The organism is Actinoallomurus liliacearum (assembly GCF_039542035.1).
Classification (GTDB): Bacteria; Actinomycetota; Actinomycetes; order Streptosporangiales; family Streptosporangiaceae; genus Actinoallomurus; species Actinoallomurus liliacearum.
Genome location: NZ_BAABHJ010000027.1, coordinates 89,999 through 115,537 on the forward strand (window position 1 = coordinate 89,999; position 25,539 = coordinate 115,537).

Genomic DNA, 25,539 nt, shown 5'->3' on the forward strand with positions numbered 1-25,539 from the left:
ACGGGTAGGGGGAGATGGCGGCGCGGCCGGGGTGGCCGCGCCGCGTCGGACGGTCGGGTTGAGGAGCGGGAGGTCTAGGAACGGGGGGTCAGAGCAGGAACCCCTCGGGGAAGGGATCGTCGGGGTCGAGCAGGTACTGCGCCGTGCCGGTCACCCAGGCGCGGCCGGTGATCGCCGGGACGATCGCGGGCCGGGAGCCGGCGACGGTCGTCTCCTCGGCGATCCGGCCGATGAACCGGCTGCCGATGAACGACTCGTTGACGAACTCCGCGCCGGGGGCCAGCTCCCCGCGCGCGTGCAGCTGGGCGAGGCGGGCCGAGGTGCCGGTGCCGCACGGCGAGCGGTCGAACCAGCCCGGGTGGATCGCCATCGCGTGCCGGGAGTGCTCGGCGTCCGAGCCGGGCGCGACGAACTGCACACGTGATGGCAGCCCGCGATGTCGGGGTTCTCCGGGTGCACCGGGCGGCGCTGCTCGTTGATCGCCGCCATCGTCGCCAGGCCGGCGCTGAGGATGTCGTTCTTGCGCTCCCGGTCGAACGGCAGCCCGACCCGCTCGATCGGCAGGATCGCGTAGAAGTTGCCGCCGTAGGCCATGTCGTACGTGACGGGGCCGATCCCCGGCACGTCGACGGTCTGGTCGAGGGCGTCGACGAACGACGGGACGTTGCGGATCGTCACGCTCTTCGCCGCGCCGTCGCGCACCGCGACCTCGGTGACGACGAGCCCGGCGGGCGTGTCCAGCCGGATCGTGGTGACCGGCTCGGTCACCTCCACCATCCCGGTCTCGACCAGTACGGTCGCGACCCCGATCGTGCCGTGCCCGCACATCGGCAGGCAGCCGGACACCTCGATGTACAGCACGCCGTAGTCGGCGTCCGGCCGGGTCGGCGGCTGGAGGATCGCGCCGCTCATCGAGGCGTGCCCGCGCGGCTCGTACATCAGCAGGGTGCGGATGTGGTCGAGGTGTTCCATGAAGTACGCGCGCCGCTCGAACATCGTCGCGCCGGGGATGACGCCGACCCCGCCGGTGACGACGCGGGTCGGCATCCCCTCGGTGTGCGAGTCCACGGCGTGGAACACGTGCTTGCTACGCATTGCTCTCCAGGTGCGCGGCGGCCTCCGTGGCGGCCCGCACGGTCGCGGCCTGTTCCTCGGTCAGCGGGAGGCGGGGCGGCCGGCACGGCCCGCCGTGCCCGCCCATGACGTCCATCGACAGCTTGATCGCCTGGACGAACTCCGTCCGCGAGTCCCAGCGCAGCAGCGGGTGCAGTGCCCGGTACAGCGGCAGCGCCCGCTCCAGGTCGCCGGCGACGGCCGCGCGGTACAGCGCGACGCTCGCCTTCGGCAGGGCGTTCGGGTAGCCGGCGATCCAGCCCTTGGCACCGGCGATGGCCAGCTCGAGCAGCACGTCGTCCGCGCCGATCAGCACGTCGAGCTCGGGGGCCAGCTCGGCGATCCGGTAGGCGCGGCGCACGTCGCCGCTGAACTCCTTGACCGCGACGATGTGACCGGCCTCGTGCAGGCGGGCCAGCAGCTCGGGGGTCAGGTCCACCTTGGTGTCGTACGGGTTGTTGTACGCGACGATCGGCACCCCCGCCTTGGCCACCTCGGCGTAGTGGGCCTCGACGATCCGGTCGTCCGCGCGGTAGGCGTTCGGCGGCAGGAGCAGGACCGCGCCCGCTCCGGCCTCGGCGGCCTGCTCGGCCCAGCGCCGTGACTCCGCCGAGCCGTACGCCGCGACGCCCGGCACGACCCGGTCGCCGCCGATCGCCTCGACCGCGGTCCGCACGACCTGGGTCCGCTCTTCGGGGGTGAGGTTCTGGTACTCACCGAGTGAGCCGTTGGGGCACACGCCGTCGCAGCCCGCGTCGACCAGGTCGCGAACGTGCTGGGCGTACCGGTCGAAGTCGACCGACAGGTCCTCACGCAGCGGCAGGGCGGTGGCGACGAGGATGCCGTGCCAGGGCTTACGAGGGGCGCTCATGCGGTTCTCCCTTATGCGATGTGACATTTCACGTTGGACCGAGCATGGTCGTCAAGATGTCGCAGGACTCGTGATCCGTCCGTTATGCCGGGTTGATCGGACGGTTTCCGGACCGCAGCCGTAGGGATTCGCCCCTCCGGCCGCGGCCGTTCGCTCTGTTCCGTGTCAGGGCCGGTCCTCGGCGGCCAGGTCACGCAGCCGCAGAGGCTGGGCGAGTGGTCGGCGCGCGATTCCCCGCAGGTCGTCGGCGTCGGGCAGCCGCCCGCAGATCCCCGCCGCGAGCCACGCGGTCGCGTAACCGCACACCCGGCCCTGGCACCGGCCCATGCCCGCCCGGCTGAGCAGTTTGGCCGAGCGCGGGTCGGTCGCGCCGAGCTCCGCCGCCTCGGTCAGCCGACCGCAGGTGACCTCCTCACAGCGGCAGACGATCGTGTCCTCCCGCAGTCGGTCCATCCAGCCCGGACGGACGGGATACGCGCGGTGCAAAGCCGCGGCGAACGCCCGCAGCCGCCGCCGTCGCGCCAGCAGGCGCCGTACGTCGGCCGGGTCGGGCGCGACGCCGCCCGCCGCCTCCGCGACCGACAGCCCGGCCAGCTCCCCCTCGACGAGCGAGAGCCGGGCACCGCCGACCCCGGTGGTCTCCCCCGCCGCGTACACGCCGGGCACGCTCGTACGCTGCGCCACGTCGACCGCGACGACCAGGCTGCCGTCGGCGTCCATCCGGGTGGCGCAGCCGAGCTGCAGGGGGATCTCCAGCTGCGGCGTGAACCCGTAACCGACCGCCACCGCGTCGCAGGCGACGACGCGCTCGCGCACCGGTGCCCAGTCCCGGTCGAGCCGGGCGACGGTGACCGCCTCGACCCGGTCGTCCCCGTGCGCCGCGACGACGGCGTGCCCGGTGCGGTACGGGATCCGGTGCCGCGCCAGCAGGGCGGCGTACCCGGCGCCCTCACGCGCCTTGTCCGGATGCCGGGCGACGTGCCGGGCGAAGCCGTACGGGCGGCCGGCCTCGAAGACCCCGACGACGGTCGCGCCGGCCCCGGCCAGGCCGGTGGCGACGGGGAGCAGGAACGGGCCGGTGCCCGCGACAACGATCCGCTCGCCCGCCGTGACCCGGTCGCCCTTCAGCAACGCCTGCGCGCCGCCCGCGGTGAGCACGCCCGGCAGATCCCAGCCGGGGAACGGCAGCGACCGGTCGTGCGCGCCCGTCGCGACGACCAGCGTCCGCGCGCCGATCCGGACCGGGCGCTCGTCCCGGTCCCCCGCGAGCGCGTGCACGGTGAACCCGTCCTCGACGTGCCAGACCCGGTGGTCCGGCAGGTAGGTGAGGCGGTCCAGCGCGTCCCGGAGCCGTACGAAGGCGTCCCAGTCGTGGTGGAGACGGCCCGTCTCCGCCGCGTGGTGCCGGTAGTACTGCCCGCCCGGCCGCCGTCCCGCGTCGATCAGCGCGACGTCCAGCCCGGCCGTCGCGGCGGACACCGCCGCGGCCAGGCCCGCCGGTCCCGCGCCGATCACCACCAGGTCATGCATCGCGGCCACCGCCCTTCCCCACGTCGCCGTCCCCCGCCATCGGCACCGGGTCATGCATCCGGGCCACCGCCCTCCACGACGTCGCCGTCCCGCGCCTCGACCATGCAGGCCCGCAGCGACGGGCGGCCGTTGACGGTGATCAGGCAGTCGAAGCACACGCCGATCCCGCAGTACAGCCCGCGCGGCCGCCCGCCGAACCGGGTCGTCCGCCAGGATCTGATGCCCGCGGCGGTCAGGGCGGCGCCGACGCTCTGACCCGGTTCGAACGGCACCGGCCGGCCCTCGAAGACGATCTGACTCATGGCTGCTCCGGAAAGCGGTCGGGGCGGAACGGCGCGAGGTCGAGGTCCGGCCGCGCGCCGGTGAGGGACTGGGCGAGCAGGTGGCCCGTCGCCGCCGCCAGGCCGATCCCGGCGCCCTCGTGGCCGCAGGCGTGCAGCAGCCCCTCGGCGCGCGGGTCCGGGCCGATGACCGGCAGATGGTCGGGGCAGTACGGCCGGAACCCGCAGTAGGCGCGGATCGCCGTGGCGTCACCGAGCACCGGGAACAGCCGGATCGCCTGGGCGGCCAGGCGCCGCAGCGCCGCCATCGACAGCGTGCGGTCGAACCCGACCCGCTCCCGGCTGGCACCGATCAGGATCGTGCCGGCCGGGGTGCCCTCGACGACCGCGGAGGACTCCAGTCCCTCGTCGTCGCTCGCGACGTTCGCGACGTACTCCGCGGCGTACACCTTGTGCCGGATCAGCGGCGGCAGCGGCTCGGTGACGAGGATGAAACCCCGGCGGGGCAGCACCGGGACGGTCACCCCGGCGAGGGCCGCCACCTCCCCGCCCCACGTGCCGGCCGCGTTCACGACCGCCCCCGCGGCGAGGTCTCCCCGGTCGGTGCGCACCCCGGTGACCCGGTCGCCGCTCCGCAGCATCCCGGTCACGGTGACGCCCGTACGGACCTCGGCCCCGGAGGCGCGCAGCAGGTGCGCGGCGGCCAGCATCGGCTGGACCTGCGCGTCCTGCGGGTAGAACATCCCGCCGGCCAGGTCGCGGGCCAGGTGCGGCTCGTAGCCGGGCAGCTCCGCCGCGGGCACGGCGACCGCGTCGACGCCCGCCGCGCGCTGCAGTTCGGCCAGCGCCGCGAGCCCGGCGATGCCCTTCTCGCTCTCGGCCACGACGAGGCCGCCCTTGGGCTCGTACTCGAAGGCCGCCCCGAGCCCGTCCTCGGCGGCCAGCTCCGCCCACCGGGCGGAGGAGAAGACCGCGAGGTCGAGCTCCGGGCCGGGCTCCTTGTCGGAGACGAGGAGGTTGCCCTCTCCAGCCCCGGTGGTGCCTCCGGCCACCGCGCCGCGTTCCACGACGGTCACCGCCAGCCCGGCCCGCGCGGCGTAGTACGCGCACGCGGCACCGACGACGCCGCCGCCGACGATCACCACGTCAGCAGTGCTCACGAGCGGTAAAATGTCACATGGCTCACCTTTCGCACAAGAGTCCGGTAATGGGCGATCGCAGGCCGGGCCAGAAATCCGGACCCGACTCGGGAGGGCGCCACGCGGCCGGGCCGCTGCCTTTACATTGTAGATTTTTATCACGAATCGCACTCATTTGATCACTGTGCGTTGTTATGCTGGTGGCGTGATCTCCGAATCCCCCGCGGGCCGGCACGTTCCCGGCGACTACGACCTCACCCGCGACATCGTCGGCGGGCTGCCGCACGCCCTCGTCGAGCGGTGGCGGCGAAGCGGTCAGACGGCCGACGACGCGCGGCGCCTGCTCAGCGGATACGCCGTCGAGGGCTACAGCGTCGTGTCGGACTCGGCGGGCCTGACGAGGCTCAGCGAGCGGCTGGCACTGCTGGAGGTGCTGGCGCTCATCGACCGGCCGAAACGGATCCTGCACGCGTACGGCCGTGCGATCGGGGGCCGGGCGGTGGGAGTCTGGGCCGCCGACAACGCCCAGCTGTTCCATCCGGCCGGCACCCGCGCCGCGGAGCTGCTCTCGGCCCTCTTAAGCGTCCAGGACGAGATCGAGCGCCGGTGCCGGATCCGGATCGGTATCGGAGTCCACCGCGGGACCTTCAGCGAGCTGTCCGGCGGGCTGTACGGCGAGGAGGCCGACGGAATCGAGGACGTCGCGGAGAACCACGTGGAGGGCGGGGAGATCGCCGTCACCGAACCGGTCGTCGACCTGCTGCCGCCCGGCCACCCCTTCACCGTGGTCCGCAGGGACGACCTACGGCATCCGATCGGCCCGGTCTACCGGCTGCTCGACGGCCCGCGCCTGACCGACGCGCGCCCTGTGGAGGGCGAGCGGTACCCGATCCCGTACTCCCCCGACCTCCACGCCGACCTCCTTCACCTCGAGCGCTCCCCCGGTGACACCGATCTCCTCGCCCGGCTCACCGCCCGGCACCTCCGGGAGCGGACCGTCGTGCTCGTCGAACGCGGCGGCGCGTCGGCGGGCACGCCCGACCTGGCGGTGCTGAGAGGGCTGGCCCTGTCCACCACGATGCGCGAGACGGCGCTGGGCCTGCTGCCGTCGGCCGGTGCCGTGGAGATCAAGGTCGCCGGCCCACTGGGCATCTACCTCTTCGACGATCCCGGATCCGCCGTCGAGTTCGCCCTTCGGCTCCGCGCGGGGCTGGCCGAGCGCGAGATCGTGTGCCGGATCGGCGTGGACACCGGGCCGGTGCTGACCGGAGAGACACCGGGCGGCGGCCGCGACATCGCCGGAGCCCCGGTCAACGTCGCGTCCAAGATGGCCCAGGACCTCGGGCGGCCCGGCCGGGTCTACCTCAGCGAGCCCCTGCGCGAACAGACCGTCCTGGGCCGCTTCGTCCCGGTCGAGCGGGTCGTCTCCGGCGTGCGGATCACCTTCTTCGAAGGCTGAGCCCGGCCCCGCGTCGAGTGTCGGCCCGGAGACTCCGCCGTGCGGGCGGCCGGCGCGCCGTGACCGCACGCCGGGGCCCGCGGTGACTCAGCCGACCGACGCGGCGTCGGCCTCCGGCCGCCGGTAGCAGTAGCCCACCCGCCGGATGGTCACCAGGCGGTCGCCGTGGCGCCCGAGCTTGCGGCGCAGGCGGTGGACGTGGACGTCCACCGTCCGCGGCACGACGACGGCCGCGCCCTCCCACACCGCGTTCATCAGGTGGATGCGAGAGAACACCTTTCCGGGGCGCGCCGTCAGGTAGTCCAGCAGCTCGAACTCCTGGAACGTCAGCGACACCTCTTCACCGTCCAGCCAGACACGCCTGGCGTCGCGGTCGACGACCAGGTCGTCGGGCTCCCACCCGCCCGGCCCCCGGTCCAGAGACCTGACCGCCCGGGGAACGGCGACCGGCGTACCGAGGTCCGCCGCCGGAAGGAGATGGGCGGTGATCACCACCACCTGTCCGGTGCCGGGAAGCGGAATCACCTCCAGGAGGCCGCCCGGTGGCGGGTCGTCCGGGACCGGCGGCGGCCCCACATCGAGGTCGGGCGATGCCTCGCGTAGGTGGGTGTCGAGCTTCGCAAGCTGGAGTCGTGGCATGAGCGAACTATATTCCCTACTTTGCCAGTCGACAATATCTGAATATGGCGAAGCACGTGGACGTGGTCGGCGTTGACGTACCATCGGCCAAGAATGACTGGGGGCCGTAAAGTGAAGACCACCATCATTCGGCGTGGAGGTGGGGACGAATGACGGCGGATCGACCCGAGGAAGCGACGCTGGACGTGGCGGTCGAGCCACGGGGCGAGTGGGCGCTGGTGCACGTGGCGGGCGAGCTCGACTACACGACCGTCGGGAGCATCCGCGACGAGCTGGACACCATACTGGCGGCGGGCCAGGTCCGGATCGCACTCGACCTGTCGAAGCTCGAGTTCTGCGACTCGGTCGGACTGGGCTGCTTCGTCGGCGCCTGGAAGCGCGCTCGTAAGGACGGTGGCGAGCTGCTGTTGCTCCGGCCCGCCGGACACGTCCAACGGATGCTCAAGATCACCGGACTCGACCGGTTCCTGTCCAGCACGGATGAGATCCCGGGCGACGCACCCACCGGCGACGCGGATCTGACGGCGGCGCGTTAACCCGCTCAGCCCCCGGCGGCGATCCACCGGCGGACCACGTACGGCCTCTGGCGGTGAGCCTTGAGCAGCGCCCATCGACGGCCTAGGTCCTGTCCGGCGGATCTCGGTGTTCGACTGAGGTCGATCTCGTCGCGTGGGTCATGGTCCGGCGACATGAGTCAACCGATGCGGCCTGGCAGCGGATCGAGCCGTTGCCGCCTGTCAGATCACCCCGGTCTCCGCCTTATTGTGGATCACGTGCTGGTCGATCCGTGACGGCGAGGGATGCGTGCGGCGCCGGCCGGTCCGCCCGCTGGGTGGGGCGTCGTTTCTGGTGGTGTCTACTCAGCGGAGAAAATTCTCCGCTGAGTAGACGCCGGTGGAAGAGGACGGGCGACCCGGGTGTGCGACCTGTGGAGATTGCCCTTTATCTCCTCGAGGTGGCCGTGCGGGGTCGTACCGGATGCTCGGAAAAGCCTCGCCCGTGGTGTCGATATGGGGGCTTTTGCCCTTGTCCTGGGCTGCGGTCGCCGAGCATTCGGTACGCCGTGGGCGGCGGACCGGAGCCGTCCCGGCTACCGGTTCGGCCGACCAGGGTGACGAACCCGCCGCTATCGGACAGGGATCAGCCTGATTCCCGTGCCGCCATTGAGCGCCACAAGATCCACCGGACAGGTCCTAGGGCGGTGACCCGCCGACCGTCAGCCCCGCGGCGGGGCGACCCTCCACGGACGGCGCCCCGGCGACGGCGGCCAGCCAGGCGGCCTTCTCCGTGAGGGCGGCCGCGATGCCGTCTCGGCTCCGGAGCACATGCCCCTCCCCCGGCAGCACGACGAGCCGCGCTCGGGTCCCGTTGGCGATCAGCGCCTGGAACAGCAGCGTCGCCTGGAGCACCGGAGTCGCCGGATTCCGGTCCGCCTCACCGTGGATGATCAGAACCGGTCGTCGGATGCGGTGCGCGTTCACGATCGCGTCGAAGTCCGCGTAGACCCGCGGAGCCTCCCAGAGAGATCGGGTCTCGTCCTGGAAGCCCAACGGGGTCAACTGCCGGGAGTAGGCGCCGTTCTGCACGATCGCGGCATCGAACAGGTCACAGTCCGCGACCGCGAGCAGCGCCAGCGTCGCGCCGAAACTCGCGCCGCCGACGGCCAGACGCGCCGCCTCCCCGTGCCGGTGGACCCCGCTGCCGAGAACGGCGGCACGGATCTGCCGGACGAGAGATGGCCGAAGGTCCTCGTCGGGCACTTCGGGCGCCCAGCCGGGAGTGAGCCGCACGTCCAGGACGCCGAAGCCGGCGAGCGTCAGCCAGTGCGGATCGAGCACGGCGGGGGAGGCGACCGCTCCGCCGGGTACCGTCTCCCCCGCCTGCGACAGCCACACGAGGACCGCCGCCGGCTCGCGCCGCCCGGGCAGGTACAGCGAGAAGTCCGCGGCCGCCGCCGGTACGGTGCCGCGCAGCGGTGGCGGCCCGCCCGGGTGCGCGGGCAGCGGAACCCGCGCGCGCCTTCGGACGCAGACGGGCCTGACCTCGCCGGCCTCCCGGCCGGAGACGGTGATGAGCTCCTCGTCGTCCCGTAGCGAGAGGCCGGAGAGCCGCCGCGCTGCCGCGCCCTCCGCCGGCACGCCCCAGACGATCACGTCGTTGTCCGCGTCGACCGTGGCGAAGCACCGCCCGGCCACCGGCGGCCCCGGCTCGACCGCGGCGATCCTGAGGAGCACCGGCGGTCGCAGGCCGAGGGCCAGGCTCAGCACGGGTCGCGGCGCACCGGGATCCACGACGAGCACGACGTACGAGCCGTCGGCGTCCAAGGCCAGGACGAACAGGGCCTCCTGGCGGTGGGCGTGGAGGTAACGCCCTCGGTGCCGGTGCAGCAGACGCGAAGGTTCGACGGTGTGGTCCGACACCGCGCGGGCCATGATGTCGAAGCCGTCCGGGCGGCCGACGACCATGACCAGCTCCGCTCCCGCCGTCAGCCAGCAGAAGTCGTGCAGCGGAGCGTTCCCGACCGCGATCAGGTGCTCGTCGCCTGAATCAGGCCCGCCGACGGCGAGGATCTCGCCTCCGGTGTCGATGGCCGGCGTGCTCGCCGCGACGTGACCCGTCGCCGCCCCGCGCACGCGCTGGTACGGCCGGTCGGTCAGGAGCATCGCCTCGATGCCGCCGTCCGCCGGATCGAGCGCGACGAACCGGCAGGGTCGGCGATCTTGGGCCGGCGGGCCGGTGATCACCCGGACCCGCTCACCCGGTGGTGCTTCGAAGATCTGCGGCGCCGCGTCGTACGGGCCGGGCGGCGGGTCCACCGGCACCACGAGCGCGGACCCGGCCCATGCGACGGGCGCGTCATCCCCGACGAGCAGCGCCGGGGTCGGTCCCGTGAACCTGACCGAACGGTCGGCCGCGTCCGCGATCCAGCAACGGAGAGCGCCGGAGTCGATCGCGACGCCGGCGAACACCGACGGCTCGACGGGATGCTGGACCGGTCGGCCGAGCACGTCCCGCAGCCGGTCCGGCATCCAGCGCGTGCCGTCCGGAAGGTGGAGGCACAACCGCCCGGGCCGTAGTCCCGACGGTATCGGGCCGGTGCCAAGGATCGGCGGATACGGCGCATGGACGGCCGAGGTGCCATATCCGCCGCGATGAGCCTCCGTCGCCTGCTCCGCACACGCGTCCAGCAGGCCGAGGATCTGTTCGCGGAACTTCTCGCCGCTCACGTCATCCGCCATGAAGACCGATGACCGTTCCTTTCTTTCTCCCGGCGATCGATTGGCTTCGATATTCAGCGTTGCGGATCGGCGGATATGGCGCCTGAGGTGAGCGAGCCGCCATATCCGCCGCTGCGGGATCCGAGGTCATCTCCGGCCGCGGATTCAGCGGGGGAGCCGACCTCGGAGTCCTCGCGGATCACGTCATCCGCTCCGTGAATTCGGCGTCAGGAGCGATGCGGATCCTCTTTCACTTGCAGCAGTAGACCTTGTAGCCGGTCCAGCAGCAGGCGCCGTCGCCGCAGGTGTTGCGGTTCCGCTCGGTGTATCCCGGAGGGCACGCGCCGGCGCAGAACGGCGCCGTCCCGTCCCAGTAGCACGTCTCGGCCTCGCGCTCGTTGCGGTAGGGGGTCACGGTGAAGGTGGTGCGTGTCGCGGCCATTTCCTGAAGACCGTGCATACGTGGCAGATCCCTTCTTTTCGCAGTGGCCGGTTACCCGGCATTTACAGAATGACGCGCCGGGATTCTAGTGTCAATGACCATTTCTTGATCCTGTTGTGATTTGATTTTCGATCACGAATGCGTTTCGCCCGATTTAGGAAATCTGATCAGTTCAACCAGATAATTCCCGGGCGGCGATTCGGTGTCGAGCGGAACGCCCGCGATCTCGATCCAGGTGTAGATGCGATATCCGCCGTGGGATTCGGGCACCGGGTCGGCGCCCACGACGAGTTGCGCCGGGACGCCACAGCGGTGCAGGGCCGCGACGACGAGGGCGTTCTCACGCATCGGGGCGGAGAAGCCCGCGGAGATCCGGAGGGTCAGGACGATCGGCGTGACGGACGGACGGGTGCCGCGGCGCCGCCGTGGGGGCCGGTCCATTCCGGCGACGAGCGCGGGCATGTCGTGGTGGCGTAGCCGGAACACCGTCCACATCGCGGTGATCGTGGTCGTCATGTGCTCACCTGGGATCCCGATCGGCGGGACGGTGTCGTCGAGTGGCGCAGCAGGTCACGTATCGCGGCGAGGCCGTGCGCGGCCTCCGAGACCGCGCTGCCGTCCGCTCCGTAGGCGACGGCCGCCGGGAACGCTCCACCCGCGGCCCGTACCTCCTCGTCGCCGTCGGCACGCCGGAACTCCACCGGACAGTCGGCCATGGCCTGGTAGCGGTCGCGTTGCGCCTCGAGAGCGGCGCAGTAGCGGCAGGACTCGGTCGTGAAGATGACGATGCGGTGGACGTCGGCCGGCGGCTCGGAGTGACCGTCGGCGGCGGACCGGCGGCGGAACCAGGCGGCCGCCACCACGGCCAGGATGAGGCCGGCTCCGGCCTGGGCGCCGGCGGCCCAGACTCCCGGTGGGCCGAGGATGCCGGCGAGGGCCAGCATCGCGACGACGGCGCAGCCGACCGCATGGGCCATCGTGAACCGCGTGGGGATCCAGTCGCCGAAGCAGGCGCAGCGGCGGCCCCGCATGAGGAGTGCGGCGACCGTGTAGCCGGCGAAGACGGCGGCGAGCAGCCCGAGGCGTACTCCGACGGGCGAGGGGAGCAATGCCGTCACCGCCACCAGTCCCTCCACCACCGTCACCTGCGTCGGCCCGGCGAGCGCACGCAGGCCGCCGGTCACGGGCCACACGGCGCGGGTGGTCTCCCAGTCCATGAGCTTGGCGGCGAAGCTGAGGGCGAGGACGGCGACGCCGCCCACGAGGACGGCGGCGGCACAGAGGACGGTGAGCTCCTTCATGCGGTCTCCTCCTGGTGGATCAACCAGCCCTCCTCGACTCCGAGGCGGAGCTCGGGGGCGAGCGCGGGTGACACTCCAGGCGTCCCGGCGGCCCCCGGTTCGGAGCCGGCCGGCTCGGATGGTGAGGTGTCGCCGCCGTCCGGCCCGGCCGGTGCGGCAGCGGTGCCGGCGAGCAGGGCGGCCAGCTCGGAGCCGATCTGCCGAGCGGCCAGCCGGGCGTCGTCCATGACGAAGGCTCCCCCGAAGGGCATGGGATGCAGGCTGACTCCTTCACGGAGCGTCCAGCTCACGACCGGCCTCCCGAGGTCCGCGGGCCGGGGTGGCGGGCGGCGGTGACGCAGAGCCGTTGCAGGGCTCGAGCGTCGGCGAGCATCCTGGTGGAGTCGGCGAGGACCGCCCGAAGGCGCTCGGCGAGGATCCAGGGACTCCCCTCCACCTGGGCCAGCAGTGCCGCACGCCGCGCCGGAGCCGCCAGGCGGCGGGTGACGAAGGCGGCGGCCAGCAGGGCTTCGCGCTCGGCCGGGGTGACGTCCGCGGGCCATAGGCCGGAGGGCACCAGGTCACGCAGGAGCGGCGCCCGGTGCACGTACCCGTCACGCCGGCGCAGCCGGAGGCGTCCGTGCCGGGCCAGGAGGACCGCCGCGCCGAGCACCACCGGGTGGGCGCAGACGAGCACCGGGTCCAGCCTGTGGTCGCCGGGTGTCCGTGGCGGGCGTTCGAGGAGGTCGAGGACGGTCTGCAGGGACTCGGCGCCGGGCACCGCGCCCGTCGTGTCGTCGACGATGGGGACGAGGTGGCTCGGGGTCCGGGCCGAGGTCACGGCGACGCCGGACTCGGCGACGGCGGGTGAGATCCAGCCGCCCGGCAGGAAGGCGTCGGGCCGGGCCGCCTGGTCGCCGGAGCCCTGCGGCGGCGGGTCGTCGCCCCGCGGCGGATTCCAGGCCCGCCATCCGGGACGGCCGAACAGCGTCGGGAACGGCGCCGCCATGGTCAGCTGCCGCCATCCGGTACGCAGCCGGCCGGGCGTGTCGGCGGCCCCGGTCAGCAGCCCGACCAGCCCCGCGCCGCTGAGCAGCGGAGCGGTGTCCCATCCCGCGGGCCGGAGGAGGTCCGGAGCCGGCGGCCAGGGGTCGCCGTCCCCCGGTGCGCCGAACCAGGGGGTGTCGCACGCACGGTGCCAGTGGGCGGTGCCGTCGATCACCTCGACTCCGGCGGCCAGCCGTCCGCGCCGGCGGTCGAGGACGGGAACGTCCAGGTGCACGTGGAATCGCCGGAGTCGCGCCGGAGCGATCGCGGCCAGCGCGGCCGCGCCGATCCCGCCACCGTCGCCGAGGATCCCATTGCCCCCGCCGGCCGCGAGCGCCTCGTCGACGGCGTGCCGCAGGGCCCGGCGCACCACCCCGCGCGGGTCGGTGGGACGTCCGGTGATCCGCCGTGCCTGGTCGGCCAGGCCGTCGAGGTCGAGCTCGTCCAGGGTGAGGCGCTCCCGGCCGCCCGACGTGCCGAGCGTCGTGCCGCAGGCCAGTTGGAGGACCCCCTCGTACGGCGTGAGCGGCATCGGCAGGGCCTCTCCGGCCAGCGCCGCCGCGACCGCCGCGGACCACATCTCGGACCGGGAGCCGACGAGGTCGGCCAGGTCCGTGGAGAAGCGGACCAGGCGCCCCTCCGTGCCCGTTCCGTCGGTGACGGCGTAGTAGAGCGGCGTCTGCGCGAGCGCGCCCCTGCCGAGCGTGCCGGTGGCCGGATCGGCCCACGTCTGCGCGAGCCGCCCGGCGGAGGCGAACGGGCCCACGACCGTCGGGCCGGGCACCGCCTCCGAACTCGCGGGCGGGACGTGGCGCCCGCCACATGAGCAGACCGTCTCGAGGAGCATCCGCGCGGACGTGACCGTACCCGCGAAACCGACGGGTGCGCCGCCCGCGGCGCAGCCGACGGTCCGTACCCCGGGCGCGGCACCGGTCATCGAACCCTTCTGCAGGGTCGAATCTGGCATGTCACCCCGTCTTCCCACCGATCACCCCACAGCGCCAGATGTAATGGAATTCCCACTCAAGCCCGCCAGTAAATCGATCTTTCCAGAATAAATAGATCGTTCACTGGGAGGGCTCACGAGGCCGACCTTACCAAGGTAAAACGCCGATGCCGAGACGCTGAGCACATTGCCCGAATTGCCATATTCGCAGCGCTCGATGTCTCCCCACTCGGCATGGCAGACTGCCGAACGACAGGACGCGGGTATGGCGCACGGAAAGGCGGCACCATATGACGATCGAAGGTCGGCGGCGGCGCTTTACCGAGATGCGGCAATTACTGACCTTCGGGGTGGTTCTCGGGTGGCGGGCCGATCGCCGGCGGGTGATGATCGTCCTGCTCCTGCAGCTCGGCCAGGCGCTCGGGGTCGGCGGCATGCTCCTCGCCGGGCGCGGCGTGGCCGACGGTCTCCTCGGCTCCGGACACGGGCGGACCGACGTCTCCCGGGCCGCCGTCTCCGCCGTCGTCGTCATGGCGCTGGCGTTCGTCAACAGCACCGTGAACATCGTCGGCCTCACCCAGCAGTCCGTCCTCCGCGTGGCCATCGAACGCGACGCCGTGGAGGCGGTGACCTCGGCCACGGCGCGGACGGACCTGCTGGAGTTCGAAAGGCCCGGATTCCACGACAGAGTCCGGCTCGCCCTCACGGCCGCGCAGATCCACGCCCCGAATCTCCCCTTCACCGTGCTGACGGTGACGCGGACGACGTTGACGCTGGCGACGGTGCTGATCGCGCTCATCGCCATGGCCTGGTGGCTGCTGCCGCTCCTCCTCGTCGCGGCCCTCCCGTCGATCCGCGTCGCGCTGCTCCAGCAGCGCGCCCATTTCGACCTGCAACGGCAGCTCACCGAGAACCAGCGCACGGCCGGCTACCTCACCCAGTTGCTCACCGGGCGGGATGAGGCGAAGGAGCTTCGCGCGTTCGGCCTGAGCCGCGCCTTCTTCGACCGGCTGGCCGCCTGCTACGACCGCACGCTGAACGCCGAGGTCGCCTTCCGGCACCGGTTCCTCTGGAAGGAGATCCGGGCCCGGCTGGCCGGGCAGGTGATGGCGGCGGCGGCGGTCGGCGGCCTGCTCGTCGCCACCGTCGCCGGCGTGGTCGACGCGCCGACCGCGCTGACGGCGCTCGGCGGCCTGCTGATCGGCGTCCAGCAGGGCATCATGATCACCTCGGTCCTGCGGAGCTCCGGCGATTCGCTGCGCTACCTGCGGGAGTTGCGGCGTTTCACCGCCGAGGTCTCCGGTCCGCCCGCACCGCCCGTGGCCACGCGCCGGTCGTTCGGGGTCCTGATCGCCCGGAACCTCTCCTTCGCCTACCCCGGCGGCGCCCGGACCGCAGTGGCCGACGTGTCCCTCGACCTGCGCCCCGGCGAGGTGGTCGCGCTCGTCGGGGAGAACGGCTCGGGCAAGACCACGCTGACGAAGCTGCTGACCGGCCTGTACTCCCCCGCCTCCGGCGAGCTGCTGGTGGACGGAAGACCCGCCCCCGCCGCCGAGCTGCGCGCGCTGTCCACCGTGCTGTTCCAGGACTATCTGCGCTACAAGCTCTCCGTCGCGGAGAACATCGCGCTCGGCGACCCGGCGTTCCTCGGAGACCGGGGCCGGCTGCTGGAGGCCGCGCGCCGCGCCGGGGCGGCGCGGATCGTCGCCGACCTGCCGGGCGGGTACGACGCGCAGCTCGGCGCGGAGTTCACCGGTGGCACCGACCTGTCGCTCGGGCAGTGGCAGCGCATCGCGCTGGCCAGGGCGTTCTTCCGGCAGGCGCCGCTGGTCGTGCTGGACGAACCGACGGCGGCGATGGACCCCCGGGCGGAGGCCGACCTGTTCGCCCGGATTCGGGAGCTGTTCGCCGAACGGGCGGTGGTGTTGATCTCGCACCGTTTCTCGAGCGTCCGCTCCGCGGACCGGATCCTCGTCCTGCGCCGCGGCCGGGTCGTCGAAACCGGCACCCACGACGAGCTGATGGCCGCGGACGGGCTGTACGCCGAGTCCTTCCGCCTCCAGGCGGCCGCGTACCTCGACGAGCCGGTCTCGCGGCCACCGTCGGCGAGACCCGTGTGAGGCCCCGGCCGCCCCGAGGCCGGCGGGACCCGGGCCGTACCGGCGTCCGGCGCGGACGAGGATGGGGCCGGGACGCGACCGCTGCGCGCATCCCTCACACTGGTAGGGGACAGACCGAAAGGACGCAGTGGCCGCACGATTCTCCAAGGACTCGGCGGATCGCCGCACCGACGAGCCGCCCGCCGACCCCGACCTCCTGCCCGTCGACCCCGACACCGGCCCGATCGACGGGACCGCACCGGACGCCGACGTCTTCGCGGTCCGCGCCGGGCGCCGCGACCGGCAGTGGCGCGTGCTGGCGGCGATCTCGCTCGGCGGCGGGCTGGGCAGCGTCGCCCGCTACCTGATCTCCCAGGCGCTCCACGTGTCCCCCGGCCGCTTCCCCTGGGCGACCTTCACGATCAATCTGAGCGGGTGCCTCGCGATCGGGCTGCTCATGGTCCTCGTCCTGGACGTCTGGCCGCCGAACCGCTACGTACGGCCGTTCTTCGGCGTCGGCGTCCTGGGCGGCTACACCACGTTCTCGACCTTCGCGGTCGAACTGCGGACGCTGGCCGCGCACGGGTCCTGGGGGATCGCCGCGGCGTACGCGCTCGGCAGCCTCCTCGGCGGGTTCGCCGCCGTGTGGTGCGGGATGACGCTGGCCCGGCTGATCGCCGGGCTGCCCGTGCTCCGGGGCCGGGAAGGACGGCGCGGGTGACCGTCCTGCTCGTGCTGCTCGGAGGTGCCGTCGGAGCGCCGAGCCGCTACCTGATCGACCGGTACGTCCAGCGCCGACGGGACGGCGTCTTCCCCTGGGGCACGTTCACCGTGAACCTCATCGGCTGCTTGATCCTCGGTCTGCTCACCGGCTCCGCCCACACCCTGCCGGCGCACGTCGTCACCCTGCTGGGCACTGGATTCTGCGGAGCGCTGACGACCTTCAGCACCTTCGGATTCGAGACCGTACGGCTCCTGGAGGACGGCTCGTTCCGCGAGGCCGGCCTGAACGCCGTGGGCGGGCTCATCCTCGGGACCGCGATCGCCGCCCTCGGCTACGCGGTCGGCGCCGCCCTCTGAGCCGTCCGCGGCCACACGACCGGCTCCGCGACGGGGCCGTGTCGGCGTCCGCTCTTTGGCCCGCGACGGCCAGGGCCCGGCAAGCCCCGGGATCAGCGCCACCGGAGGTCAGCGCCGCTCGAGGCCAGCCGCTCGAGGCCAGCCGCTCAAGGCGTCAGCGCCGCCCGAGGGGGCAGCACCACCGGAAGTCAGCGCCGCTCGAGGGGTCGGCGCCGCCGGGGAGGGTCGGGCGGGATCCGCAGCGCGGTGATGGCCGTCGCCAGCATGTCGTAATGGCCGACGAGCATGATCAGCTCGATGCACTCCCGGTCGTCGAGGTGCTCTCGGAGCCGTGCCCACGCGGCGTCGTCGAGGTCGCGCTCGGCCTGCAGGGCGTCCACCGCCGCCAGGATGGCGCGTTCGCGCGGCGACCAGCCGTCGTCCTCGGGCCCGCGCTCGACGAGCCGGGCAACGTCGGTGCGGGTGACCCCGGCCCGGGCGCCGAGCCGTACGTGGTGATCGAACTCGTAGCGGCAGTCCCGCAGGTGCGCCACCCGCAGGATGACCAGTTCGGTCTCGCGGCGCGGCAGCACGCCGCCCGGCATCAGCCGGCCGGCGAAGTGCAGCCAGCCGCGGAACAGGCGGCGGTGCCGGCCGAGCACCCGGAACAGCACCGGCGCCCGCGTTCCGGTCCGCCGTCCCGCCAGCCGGATGAACGTCCACGCCGGCGTGCCCAGCTCCCGCCGTGATCCGGGCGGCACACGCGGCACCCCACGCGCCGGCCCCTCACGCTCCCCCGCCGGGAACCCCTCTCCCGCCGGATCTGGCTGCTCGTCCGCCGGGGCCGGGGACCCGCTCGCCGATCGGGCGCGCGAGGGGGGCCGGTCGGCGGTCATCCGGCCCGGTCCTCGGGCTGCGGCGTCGTCATCGGCGGGTCCTCCTCCTCGAGGGCGATCCGCAGGGCGGGTTCCACCCGTGCCCGCACCGCCGTCTCCACCACCCGCTGGGCCGCCATCCGCCCGTACAGGACCGGCCCCACCCAGCGCGGAGCGTGCACCCGGCGGGCGCGCGTCGCGATGCCGCGCTCGAGCGCGTCGATCCCGGACCGGAGCGGCGTGACCCCGGTGAACCCGCCGCGCCGGCCCTGCAGCACGGCGCCCGCCCGGGTGCCGAACCCGCGGCGCGTCATGTCGGTGTCCAGTTCGGCGAAGTACGCGACGCCGACCCGCGCTCCCGTGTGCCGCAGCTCGAGACGGAGCGTGTCGCCGAGCGCCTCGACGGCGGCCTTCGACGCACTGTAGGCCCCGAGCAGCGGGGCGTGGACGGCGGCGGCGAGCGAGGCGACGGTCAGCGCGTAGCCGCCCGGGTGGGCGATGTACGGGCCCGCCGCGCGCAGCGTGTGATAGGTGCCGAAGACGTTCACGCGCATCGTCGTCTCCAGGATGCGCGGGTCGCCGCCGAGGACCGGCCACTGGCAGGCGACCCCGGCGTTGGCCACGACGACGTCCAGGCCGCCCAGCTCGTCGGCCAGCTCCGTCACGACCCGCTCGACACGGCCGCGGTCGGTCACGTCGCACGTCCGCCATGGCGCGTCGCCGCAGTCCCGGGCGACGGCCGCGAGGCCGTCCGGCTCTAGACCCGCCAGGGCCACCCGAGCACCCCGGGCGTGCAGGCGGCGGACCAGGGCCGCGCCGATGCCGCGCGCGGCTCCGGTGACCAGCACGCGGCGCCCGCGCAGCGCCGCCGGGTCGTTCGGTCGTCGCATGGATCAGCTATACACCGGCTCCGCCGCTCGCGGAACCCGGGTCCGGCGGCGGGCGGCGACCACTATGGGACGGCGGCACCGCGTGACGCGACGTGGACCTGACCCCGGCCTCGCCAGGACCGGGGAGCGCGTCAAGCGGCGTCGGCGACCGGCTCGACCGCCGTCGTCCGCGGTGCCGCCGGCCGGGCGGCGCGCCGCCACATCGGGGTGGCGAGCAGGACGACGAGGAGACCCGCGGCGCCGGAGAGGGCGAACGCCCAGCGGGGGCCGAAGTCGTCGATGACGACGCCCGTGACGGGTCCGGCGACGGCCAGTCCCAGCGTCATCGCGGTGCCGTGCAGCCCCGTCGCCTCGCCGCGGGCCGCGGCGGGCACCCACCGGCTGAGGGTGTCGATCGAGGCGGAGATCGCCGGGGCGCACAGCATCCCCGCCGGGAGCAGTGCGAGACAGAGCCACTCCCAGTGGCCCGCCAGGCCCATCGGAGCGGTGAGGGCGGCCATGGCGCCGACGATGACGAGCGGGGAGAAACCTCGGGGCAGCGCGCCGTACACGAATCCCCCGACCAGCGAGGCGATGCCCCAGAACGCGAGCACCAGGCCGGTCCACCTGGTCGCGGAGTCGGCCTTGAGCACCGCGACCAGGCCGAGCTCGGTCCCGGCGAGCACGAAGGTGGCGGCGGACGTCACGCCGAGCAGGGCGAAGAGCGCGGGCGTCAGCCACTGGCGGCGGCGCACCGTGGCTCCGGCGGTCTCCGACTCGGCGCCGACGTGGATGGGCGGGTCGAGCGCCAGCAGCGCCGTGCCGGACCCGACCAGTCCGAGCCCGATGAGTGCCATGGTCCAGGAGCTGCCGAGCGCGGTCGTGCCGGCCACGGCGAGCGCCGGGCCGGTCATGTAGGCCACCTCGACCAGCATCGAGTCCAGGGCGTAGGCGCTGCGGCGGTGCTCGGCCGGGACGGCGGCCGCGAGGCACTGGCGGATGACGGTGAAGACCGGCAGTGCCAGGACCCCGCTCACGAAGGCGCCCACGAGCAGCGGCCAGTACGGCAGGAACGGCGCGACGGTCCAGAAGAGAAGCTGAGCGAGCGTGGTGACCACCAGGACCGGCCGGAGGCCACGTCGGTCCACGAAGCGTCCGGCGATCGGGGCTCCGACCGCCACTCCTGCGGTCGAGGCCGCCCCGACCAGGCCCGCCTGCATGAAGCCGCGCCCCAGACCGCCGACCACGTGCAGGGTCAGCGTCAGCCCGCAGGCGACGACCGGAATCCGGGCGACCAGCCCGACGAGCAGCAGCATCCGGACACCGGGGATGGCCAGCACCCGCCTGTAAGGTTCCACAGTCACAGTGATCACTTACCTCCGCTGGCAGTATGCCAGCGGGCACCGACAGCCGGGAACCGGATTTCCGGCGCCTCACGCCGCCGGTCGCCCACGTCGCCCGTCTTTTCTGACAGCGTTCGTCATCGCGAGTTCGGGCGGCTCGATTTCGCGGGTATAGGTATCGCGACGGGGGTGGCCATCGCGGTCTCCGCTGTTCGGCTCGATATTCCGGACCGTTCTTAGCCGCCCCCCGAACCCTGCGCATGACCAAAAGTCGCTCAGTCTGGGGCAAAAGGTGACGAACGACGAAAACGATAAAAGCCATGAAAATGAAAAAAGTGGATTTCTACAACGGCGTTGGATCATGCCTGCCGCCCTCGGCGCGGCCGTACTGGTGGGCGGTGCGGTGGGCGCGGGAGTGTTCCTCCTCGCCGGCTCACCGTCGCACGAGAACCGGTCCGCCCACCGGGCCGCGAAGGCGCGGCCCGCGGCCCCGGCGAAGGTCGACTGTCATGTGCGCAAGTGCATCGCGCTCACCTTCGACGACGGACCGGTCACCGGAACCGCCAAGCTCCTCGACATCCTCAAGGCGCGCGGCGCGCACGCGACCTTCTTCGTCCTCGGCCAGCAGGTGGCGAACAACCAGGACATCCTGAAGCGGGAGGCCACCGAGGGGCACCAGATCGGCAACCACACCTTCGACCACGCCAAGCTGACCGGAGCCCCGCGGGCGAAGGTCGAGGATGAGCTCATCCGCACCCAGGAGGCGATCCTGCAGGTGACCGGCACGGCGCCGACGGTGATGCGACCGACCTATGGATACTCGGACAAGCAGGTCAATGAGATCGCGAAACAGATGGGGCTGGCGCAGATCCTGTGGACCGTCGACACGGTGGACTGGAAGGACCGCAACACGGCCGTGGTGACGAAACGCGTCCTCGCCGGCGCGAAGCCGGGCCACATTGTGATCATGCATGACATCCGGCCGACCAGCGTGGACGCCGTACCCGGCATTCTGGACGCTCTGACCAAACAGGGCTACGCCTTCGTGACGGTCTCCGAGCTTTACGGCGGCAACCTCGTGCCCGGCGACCGCTACCCGCCCTTCCTCGGATCGCCCACCGCGGGCCCGGCCCCGCCCATGTAAGCCCTCGATGTGACCCGATCGGCGCCCGCGCGACCGCGCGCGGGCGCCGTCGGCCGTCAGTGCGCGGTCCAGCCGCCGTCCATGGTGAGGGACGCCCCGGTGATCATCGAGGCGTGCGGCGAGCAGAGGTAGGCGACCATCTCGGCGACGTCCTCCGGCTCGATCAGCCGCCGGATCGCGGCCCGGGCCAGCATGACCTCGTCGACGACCCGGTCGGGCTCCATTCCGTGCGCGGCCGCCTGGTCGGCGATCTGATGCTCGACGAGCGGGGTGCGCACGTACGCCGGGCTGACGCAGTTCGCGGTCACCCCGTGCTCGGCGGCCTCGAGCGCGATGACCTTGGTCATCCCCTCCAGGGCGTGCTTGGCGGCGACGTAGGCGACCTTGTACGGCGAGGCGATCCGGCCGTGCACGGAGGAGATCCCGACGATCCGCCCCCAGCCGCGGTCGTACATTCCGGGCAGTGCCCGGCGGGCGAGGCGGAACGGCGCCTCCACCATGATCCGCTGGATGCGCGCGAAGACGTCCGGGGGGAACTCGGTGACCGGGGCGACATGCTGCAGCCCGGCGTTGTTGACCAGGATGTCCACGTCACAGTCGATGCCCTCGACCGCCGCGGCGTCGGACAGGTCCGCCGCGACCGCCCGGCCGCCGATCTCCTCGGCGACGGCCTTGGCCTCCTCCTCGCGCAGGTCGACGATGACGACCTCGGCTCCGGCGGCCGCCAGCCGCCGGGCGCACGCCAGGCCGATACCGCCGGCCGCGCCGGTCACCAGGGCCCGGCGACCGGACAGGTCCAGGCCGGCGGGCGACTGCGGGGACGGCTGCGAGGTGTTCGGCGGAACCACGCATTCCTCCTCAATCGGGAACACTCCGTGCGGACACGACCCTATCCGCGCAATCCAGGGGTCACGCGGCCGGTCCGGAGGGGGTAAACCCTCGGCGATCTTGCGGCGTCCTCCGAGTGAACATCCGCGAGGAAGGGGACCCATCGTGAGGACGCACAGTGCCGCCGTGGCGGGGGCCGCGGTGGTCGTGACCGCTTTCGGGCTCGCCGGGGCGGTCGCCGCGCCGGCCCACGCCTCGGCGCATCCGGCGAAGGCGGGCGACTTCAACGGCGACGGCCGACGCGACCTGGTGGTGGCGAGCCCCGGCGGCACGGTGGCCGGCGAGGAGGAGGCCGGTTTCGTCACCGTCGTCTACGGCGGCGCGTCGGGGCCGGACAAGGCCCGCCGCCAGACCCTCACCCAGGACAGCCCGGGGATCCCCGGCGCGCCCGCCGCCTACAACGCGTTCGGCGGCGCGGTCGCCTCCGCCGACTTCGACCGCGACGGGTACGCCGATCTCGCCGTGACGGTCGGGCGGCCGTGGCGGATCGTCATCGTCTACGGCGGCGCGAAGGGACTCACCAGCCGCACGACCGCGCTGTCGGGCCCGGGCGCGTGGATCTCCCCGCACCTGGCCGTCGGGGACTTCGACCATGACGGCGGCACCGACCTGGCGTCCTCGGTGACGGGCGACACGAACGCCCTCGTCCTGTTCCGCGACGTCCGCGACCAGCCCGTCACCGCGACCGCCTACCCCGTCCAGACGAAGGGCGACGAGGTCGACGCCATCAACCCGGTCGCGGGCGACTTCACCGGCGACGGGTACACCGACCTGGTCGTACTGGTGCGCAGCTCGATCGACGGCGAGCAGGTCGAGAGACGCGCCGAGCTCCGGCGCGGGTCGCCCGCCGGTCTCGGCGAGCCCACCGCGGTGGGCTCGGGCATCGGGCCGGTGGCGGTCGCCGGAGACGTCAACGGCGACGGCCGGGCGGACCTGGTCGCCGCCACCGGCGGGGGCGACGGCGACCGCTCCGACCCGCCGGAGGGGATCCTCGTCTTCCTCGGCACCGCGTCGGGGCCGGGCTCGCCGAAGAAGTTCACCCAGGACACCGCCGGCGTTCCCGGCGTCTCCGAGCCGCGCGACGGCTGGGGCACGGTGCTCGCCGTCGGCGACGTCGACGGGGACCGGCGGGCCGACGTCGCGGTCGGCGCGCCCGGCGAGGACGTCGGCCGGGTGGCGGACGCCGGCGCGGTCACGATCCTGCGCGGCGCGGCCGGCGGCCTCACCGCCAAGGGCGCCCAGATCTTCGACCCGAACACCGCGCATGTACCGGGTGTCGCGGAGACCGCCGACGCCTTCGGCGGCGGGCTCTCGCTGGAAGACCTGTCGGGCGACGGCCGGGCCGACCTGACCGCCGGCGCCCCCGGCGAGAACGGCCAGGAGGGCGGCCTCTGGGTGCTGCGCGGCTCCCGGACCGGACTCACCACCACAAGCCTGCGCACCCTCACCCCGGCGGACCTGGGCGTCGCGAAGCGCCACGCGCAGCTGGGCCGCGTCCTGCTGCCCTGAGACCGCCGGTTCCCATGCCGCGCGGGACGCGCGGTCCCCTCGCGCCGAACCGGCCACCGTCCCCCGGCGAGAACCGCGGGCCGCCCCGGTCGGAACCACGCGCCGCCGGCCCGCTCCGCTGATCCGATCGACGACGCCGCCCCCGTACGACCGTCCGTGTCGTACGGGGGCGGCGTCGTTCCGCGAGGGGAACGGCACCCGGACCGGTTCGCGGCGCGGGCCTACGCCGCCAACGAATTCCCGGGTATTCCGACGTTTCCGTTGACATCAGGCCCTCGACGCTCAATGCTCCGGGACGTACGCCCAAATTTTGCCCACCACGCCCACTATTCGGGCACCACAGGCTGGAGCGCGAGTTCTTGTCCGATTCACGGGAGCAGCGATCTTCCGGCGCCCCGGGGAACGACGCCGTGGCGGCCACGTCCGATCCCGGGAACGGACGCCGCCTGTCCGGATGGTGCGATCTCCCGGGCTCGCGCCTCGCGCCCTCCATCGCGCGGCGCTGGGTCGCGGCCATGCTGGACTCGTGGGACCTCGCGCTGCCCGCGGACGACCGGGCGACGGTCGCGGAGCTGACCAGCGAGCTGGTGACCAACGCCGTCCAGCACGCGAACCCGGGCCCCGCGGGCGACCAGGAGATCCGGGTCAACGTCCGGGTCGCCTACGGCATGGTCTGGCTCACCGTCTGCGACCGGGACCCGACCCTGCCCGTGCGGCGGACGCCCGACTTCGTCGCCGAGTGCGGCCGCGGCCTGTTCCTGGTCGACGCCCAGGCCGACCAGTGGGGCTTCGTCCGGTACCACGGCGGCAAGTACGTCTGGTTCGGGATGAAGTACCCCGCCCGCGCCGGCCGGTCGACCGCCCGGCGCCCGGAGCTCATCGTCGCCGTCGCGCCCGAACCGCCCGTCGTGCCCGAGCCGTCTGTCTCGCCCGACCCGTCCGTACCGCCATCGACAGAACAGGACCCGGTATGTCTCCCGTCGCCCTTCCCCATGCCCTCTGCGGCACCGGACCGCATCGGGTGATCGCGCTGCACGGCTGGTTCGGCGATCGCGACGCCTTCGCCAAGATCCGGCCGTACCTGAACGGGGAGGCGTTCACGTACGCGTTCCCGGACTACCGCGGCTACGGAGAGGCCCGGGACATCACCGGCGACTACACCCTCGCGGAGATCGCCGGCGACGTCATCACGCTGGCCGACAAGCTCGGCTGGGACGAGTTCTCGCTGGTCGGGCACTCGATGGGCGGGACGGCGATGCAGCGGGTGATGCTGGACGCGCCCGGGCGGGTCCGCAGGATGGTCGGCGTCTCGCCGGTCCCCGCCTCCGGCGTCCCGTTCGACGAGCAGGGCTGGGCGCTGTTCTCCGGCGCGGCGGACGAGGCCGGGAACCGCCGGGCGATCATCGACTTCACGACGGGCGGCCGTCTCCCGGGCGCCTGGCTCGACGAGATGGTGGACCACTCGCTGCGCGTCTCCACGGTCCCGGCGTTCCGCGCCTACCTGGACGCCTGGGCCCGTACCGACTTCCACGAGGAGGTGGTGGGCGACACCACGCCGGTACTCGTCATCGCGGGCGCGCACGACCCGGCGCTGTCCGCCGACGTCATGCGGGGAACGTGGCTGGAGTGGTATCCCAACGCGCGACTGACGACGTTCCAGGACGCCGGCCACTACGCGACGGACGAGACGCCGCTCGCGCTGGTGGCCGAGATCGAGGGCTTCCTGGCCGCCTGAGCGCCCTCCGGGCCACCGATCCACCGGTCCACCGGCCGCCCGGAACGTTCCAG

General features: G+C 73.1%; 24 protein-coding genes and 1 pseudogene. 9 read left to right on the plus strand and 16 right to left on the minus strand.

Going from position 1 to position 25,539, the window contains the following annotated elements:
* Positions 1-88: 88 nt before the first annotated feature.
* From ABD978_RS32020 to ABD978_RS32040, 5 genes and pseudogenes are all read right to left on the minus strand, one after another.
* Positions 89-1,095: pseudogene (locus ABD978_RS32020) on the minus strand (proline racemase family protein).
* On the minus strand, positions 1,088-1,984 hold the full coding sequence (locus ABD978_RS32025) for a dihydrodipicolinate synthase family protein (protein ID WP_345363142.1): 897 nt from the start codon (positions 1,982-1,984) through the stop codon (positions 1,088-1,090). Before ABD978_RS32025 ends, ABD978_RS32020 begins: the two are co-directional and overlap by 8 nt.
* Before the next feature lie 165 nt (positions 1,985-2,149).
* A complete protein-coding gene (locus ABD978_RS32030; protein WP_345363711.1) occupies positions 2,150-3,514 on the minus strand; it encodes an FAD/NAD(P)-dependent oxidoreductase in 1,365 nt (454 codons plus the stop codon).
* Between the two features lie 50 nt (positions 3,515-3,564).
* A complete protein-coding gene (locus ABD978_RS32035; protein WP_345363144.1) occupies positions 3,565-3,816 on the minus strand; it encodes a (2Fe-2S)-binding protein in 252 nt (83 codons plus the stop codon).
* Positions 3,813-4,955, minus strand: coding sequence for an NAD(P)/FAD-dependent oxidoreductase (locus ABD978_RS32040; protein WP_345363146.1), 1,143 nt, complete (start codon positions 4,953-4,955; stop codon positions 3,813-3,815). Before ABD978_RS32040 ends, ABD978_RS32035 begins: the two co-directional genes overlap by 4 nt.
* A 184-nt stretch (positions 4,956-5,139) precedes the next feature.
* On the opposite strand from ABD978_RS32040, the gene ABD978_RS32045 reads away from it, so the two are divergent.
* Positions 5,140-6,393 (plus strand): nucleotidyl cyclase domain-containing protein, encoded by a 1,254-nt coding sequence (locus ABD978_RS32045; protein WP_345363148.1) that lies wholly within the window; start codon positions 5,140-5,142, stop codon positions 6,391-6,393.
* Between the two features lie 87 nt (positions 6,394-6,480).
* On the opposite strand, the gene ABD978_RS32050 is transcribed toward ABD978_RS32045, so the two are convergent.
* Entirely contained in the window at positions 6,481-7,032 is a 552-nt protein-coding gene (locus ABD978_RS32050) for a winged helix-turn-helix domain-containing protein (RefSeq protein WP_345363150.1), read from the minus strand.
* A gap of 149 nt (positions 7,033-7,181) precedes the next feature.
* On the opposite strand from ABD978_RS32050, the gene ABD978_RS32055 reads away from it, so the two are divergent.
* Positions 7,182-7,568 (plus strand): STAS domain-containing protein, encoded by a 387-nt coding sequence (locus ABD978_RS32055; RefSeq protein ID WP_345363152.1) that lies wholly within the window; start codon positions 7,182-7,184, stop codon positions 7,566-7,568.
* A gap of 657 nt (positions 7,569-8,225) precedes the next feature.
* Here the strand turns inward: ABD978_RS32055 and ABD978_RS32060 are convergent.
* The 6 genes from ABD978_RS32060 to ABD978_RS32085 all read right to left on the minus strand — a co-directional run bounded on the left by ABD978_RS32060 (position 8,226) and on the right by ABD978_RS32085 (position 13,986).
* Positions 8,226-10,271 carry an alpha/beta hydrolase family protein gene (locus tag ABD978_RS32060; protein ID WP_345363154.1) on the minus strand — a complete coding sequence of 682 codons (2,046 nt, stop codon included), beginning with the start codon at positions 10,269-10,271 and terminating at the stop codon, positions 8,226-8,228.
* Positions 10,272-10,500: 229 nt separating this feature from the next.
* A complete protein-coding gene (locus ABD978_RS32065) occupies positions 10,501-10,692 on the minus strand; it encodes a hypothetical protein (RefSeq protein ID WP_345363156.1) in 192 nt (63 codons plus the stop codon).
* A 132-nt stretch (positions 10,693-10,824) separates the two neighbouring features.
* Entirely contained in the window at positions 10,825-11,208 is a 384-nt protein-coding gene (locus ABD978_RS32070) for a hypothetical protein (protein ID WP_345363158.1), read from the minus strand.
* On the minus strand, positions 11,205-11,993 hold the full coding sequence (locus ABD978_RS32075) for a hypothetical protein (protein ID WP_345363160.1): 789 nt from the start codon (positions 11,991-11,993) through the stop codon (positions 11,205-11,207). Before ABD978_RS32075 ends, ABD978_RS32070 begins: the two co-directional genes overlap by 4 nt.
* Complete coding sequence (locus ABD978_RS32080) at positions 11,990-12,244, minus strand: hypothetical protein (RefSeq protein ID WP_345363162.1); 255 nt, start codon at positions 12,242-12,244, stop codon at positions 11,990-11,992. Before ABD978_RS32080 ends, ABD978_RS32075 begins: the two co-directional genes overlap by 4 nt.
* Positions 12,245-12,279: 35 nt before the next feature.
* Positions 12,280-13,986, minus strand: coding sequence for a hypothetical protein (locus tag ABD978_RS32085; RefSeq protein ID WP_345363164.1), 1,707 nt, complete (start codon positions 13,984-13,986; stop codon positions 12,280-12,282).
* Between the two features lie 269 nt (positions 13,987-14,255).
* On the opposite strand from ABD978_RS32085, the gene ABD978_RS32090 reads away from it, so the two are divergent.
* The 3 genes from ABD978_RS32090 to crcB (ABD978_RS32100) all read left to right on the plus strand — a co-directional run bounded on the left by ABD978_RS32090 (position 14,256) and on the right by crcB (ABD978_RS32100) (position 17,144).
* Positions 14,256-16,085, plus strand: coding sequence for an ATP-binding cassette domain-containing protein (locus ABD978_RS32090; RefSeq protein WP_345363166.1), 1,830 nt, complete (start codon positions 14,256-14,258; stop codon positions 16,083-16,085).
* 127 nt (positions 16,086-16,212) lie between these two features.
* Positions 16,213-16,785 carry a fluoride efflux transporter CrcB gene (crcB, locus tag ABD978_RS32095; protein WP_345363168.1) on the plus strand — a complete coding sequence of 191 codons (573 nt, stop codon included), beginning with the start codon at positions 16,213-16,215 and terminating at the stop codon, positions 16,783-16,785.
* Positions 16,782-17,144 carry a fluoride efflux transporter CrcB gene (gene crcB, locus ABD978_RS32100; RefSeq protein ID WP_345363170.1) on the plus strand — a complete coding sequence of 121 codons (363 nt, stop codon included), beginning with the start codon at positions 16,782-16,784 and terminating at the stop codon, positions 17,142-17,144. Before crcB (ABD978_RS32095) ends, crcB (ABD978_RS32100) begins: the two co-directional genes overlap by 4 nt.
* A 188-nt stretch (positions 17,145-17,332) precedes the next feature.
* On the opposite strand, the gene ABD978_RS32105 is transcribed toward crcB (ABD978_RS32100), so the two are convergent.
* The 3 genes from ABD978_RS32105 to ABD978_RS32115 form a co-directional block, all read right to left on the minus strand.
* A complete protein-coding gene (locus ABD978_RS32105) occupies positions 17,333-17,884 on the minus strand; it encodes a carboxymuconolactone decarboxylase family protein (RefSeq protein ID WP_345363172.1) in 552 nt (183 codons plus the stop codon).
* Between the two features lie 131 nt (positions 17,885-18,015).
* Positions 18,016-18,888, minus strand: coding sequence for an SDR family NAD(P)-dependent oxidoreductase (locus tag ABD978_RS32110; protein WP_345363174.1), 873 nt, complete (start codon positions 18,886-18,888; stop codon positions 18,016-18,018).
* 131 nt (positions 18,889-19,019) lie between these two features.
* Positions 19,020-20,225, minus strand: a complete 1,206-nt coding sequence (locus ABD978_RS32115) for an MFS transporter (RefSeq protein ID WP_345363176.1) — start codon at positions 20,223-20,225, stop codon at positions 19,020-19,022.
* Positions 20,226-20,571: 346 nt separating this feature from the next.
* On the opposite strand from ABD978_RS32115, the gene ABD978_RS32120 reads away from it, so the two are divergent.
* Positions 20,572-21,354 carry a polysaccharide deacetylase family protein gene (locus tag ABD978_RS32120; protein ID WP_345363178.1) on the plus strand — a complete coding sequence of 261 codons (783 nt, stop codon included), beginning with the start codon at positions 20,572-20,574 and terminating at the stop codon, positions 21,352-21,354.
* A gap of 56 nt (positions 21,355-21,410) precedes the next feature.
* Here the strand turns inward: ABD978_RS32120 and ABD978_RS32125 are convergent, their stop codons facing one another.
* On the minus strand, positions 21,411-22,202 hold the full coding sequence (locus ABD978_RS32125; protein WP_345363180.1) for a 3-hydroxybutyrate dehydrogenase: 792 nt from the start codon (positions 22,200-22,202) through the stop codon (positions 21,411-21,413).
* Between the two features lie 145 nt (positions 22,203-22,347).
* Between ABD978_RS32125 and ABD978_RS32130 the strand changes: the two genes are divergently transcribed.
* The 3 genes from ABD978_RS32130 (at position 22,348) to ABD978_RS32140 (ending at position 25,486) form a co-directional block, all read left to right on the plus strand.
* Positions 22,348-23,751: an FG-GAP and VCBS repeat-containing protein gene (locus ABD978_RS32130; protein ID WP_345363182.1), complete on the plus strand. Its 1,404-nt coding sequence runs from the start codon at positions 22,348-22,350 to the stop codon at positions 23,749-23,751.
* A gap of 410 nt (positions 23,752-24,161) precedes the next feature.
* The gene (locus ABD978_RS32135; RefSeq protein ID WP_345363184.1) at positions 24,162-24,776 is read left to right on the plus strand and encodes an ATP-binding protein; all 615 of its coding nucleotides are present in this window, start codon (positions 24,162-24,164) and stop codon (positions 24,774-24,776) included.
* Complete coding sequence (locus ABD978_RS32140; protein WP_345363186.1) at positions 24,722-25,486, plus strand: alpha/beta fold hydrolase; 765 nt, start codon at positions 24,722-24,724, stop codon at positions 25,484-25,486. The genes ABD978_RS32135 and ABD978_RS32140 overlap by 55 nt, the downstream gene beginning before the upstream one ends.
* Positions 25,487-25,539: the final 53 nt, after the last annotated feature.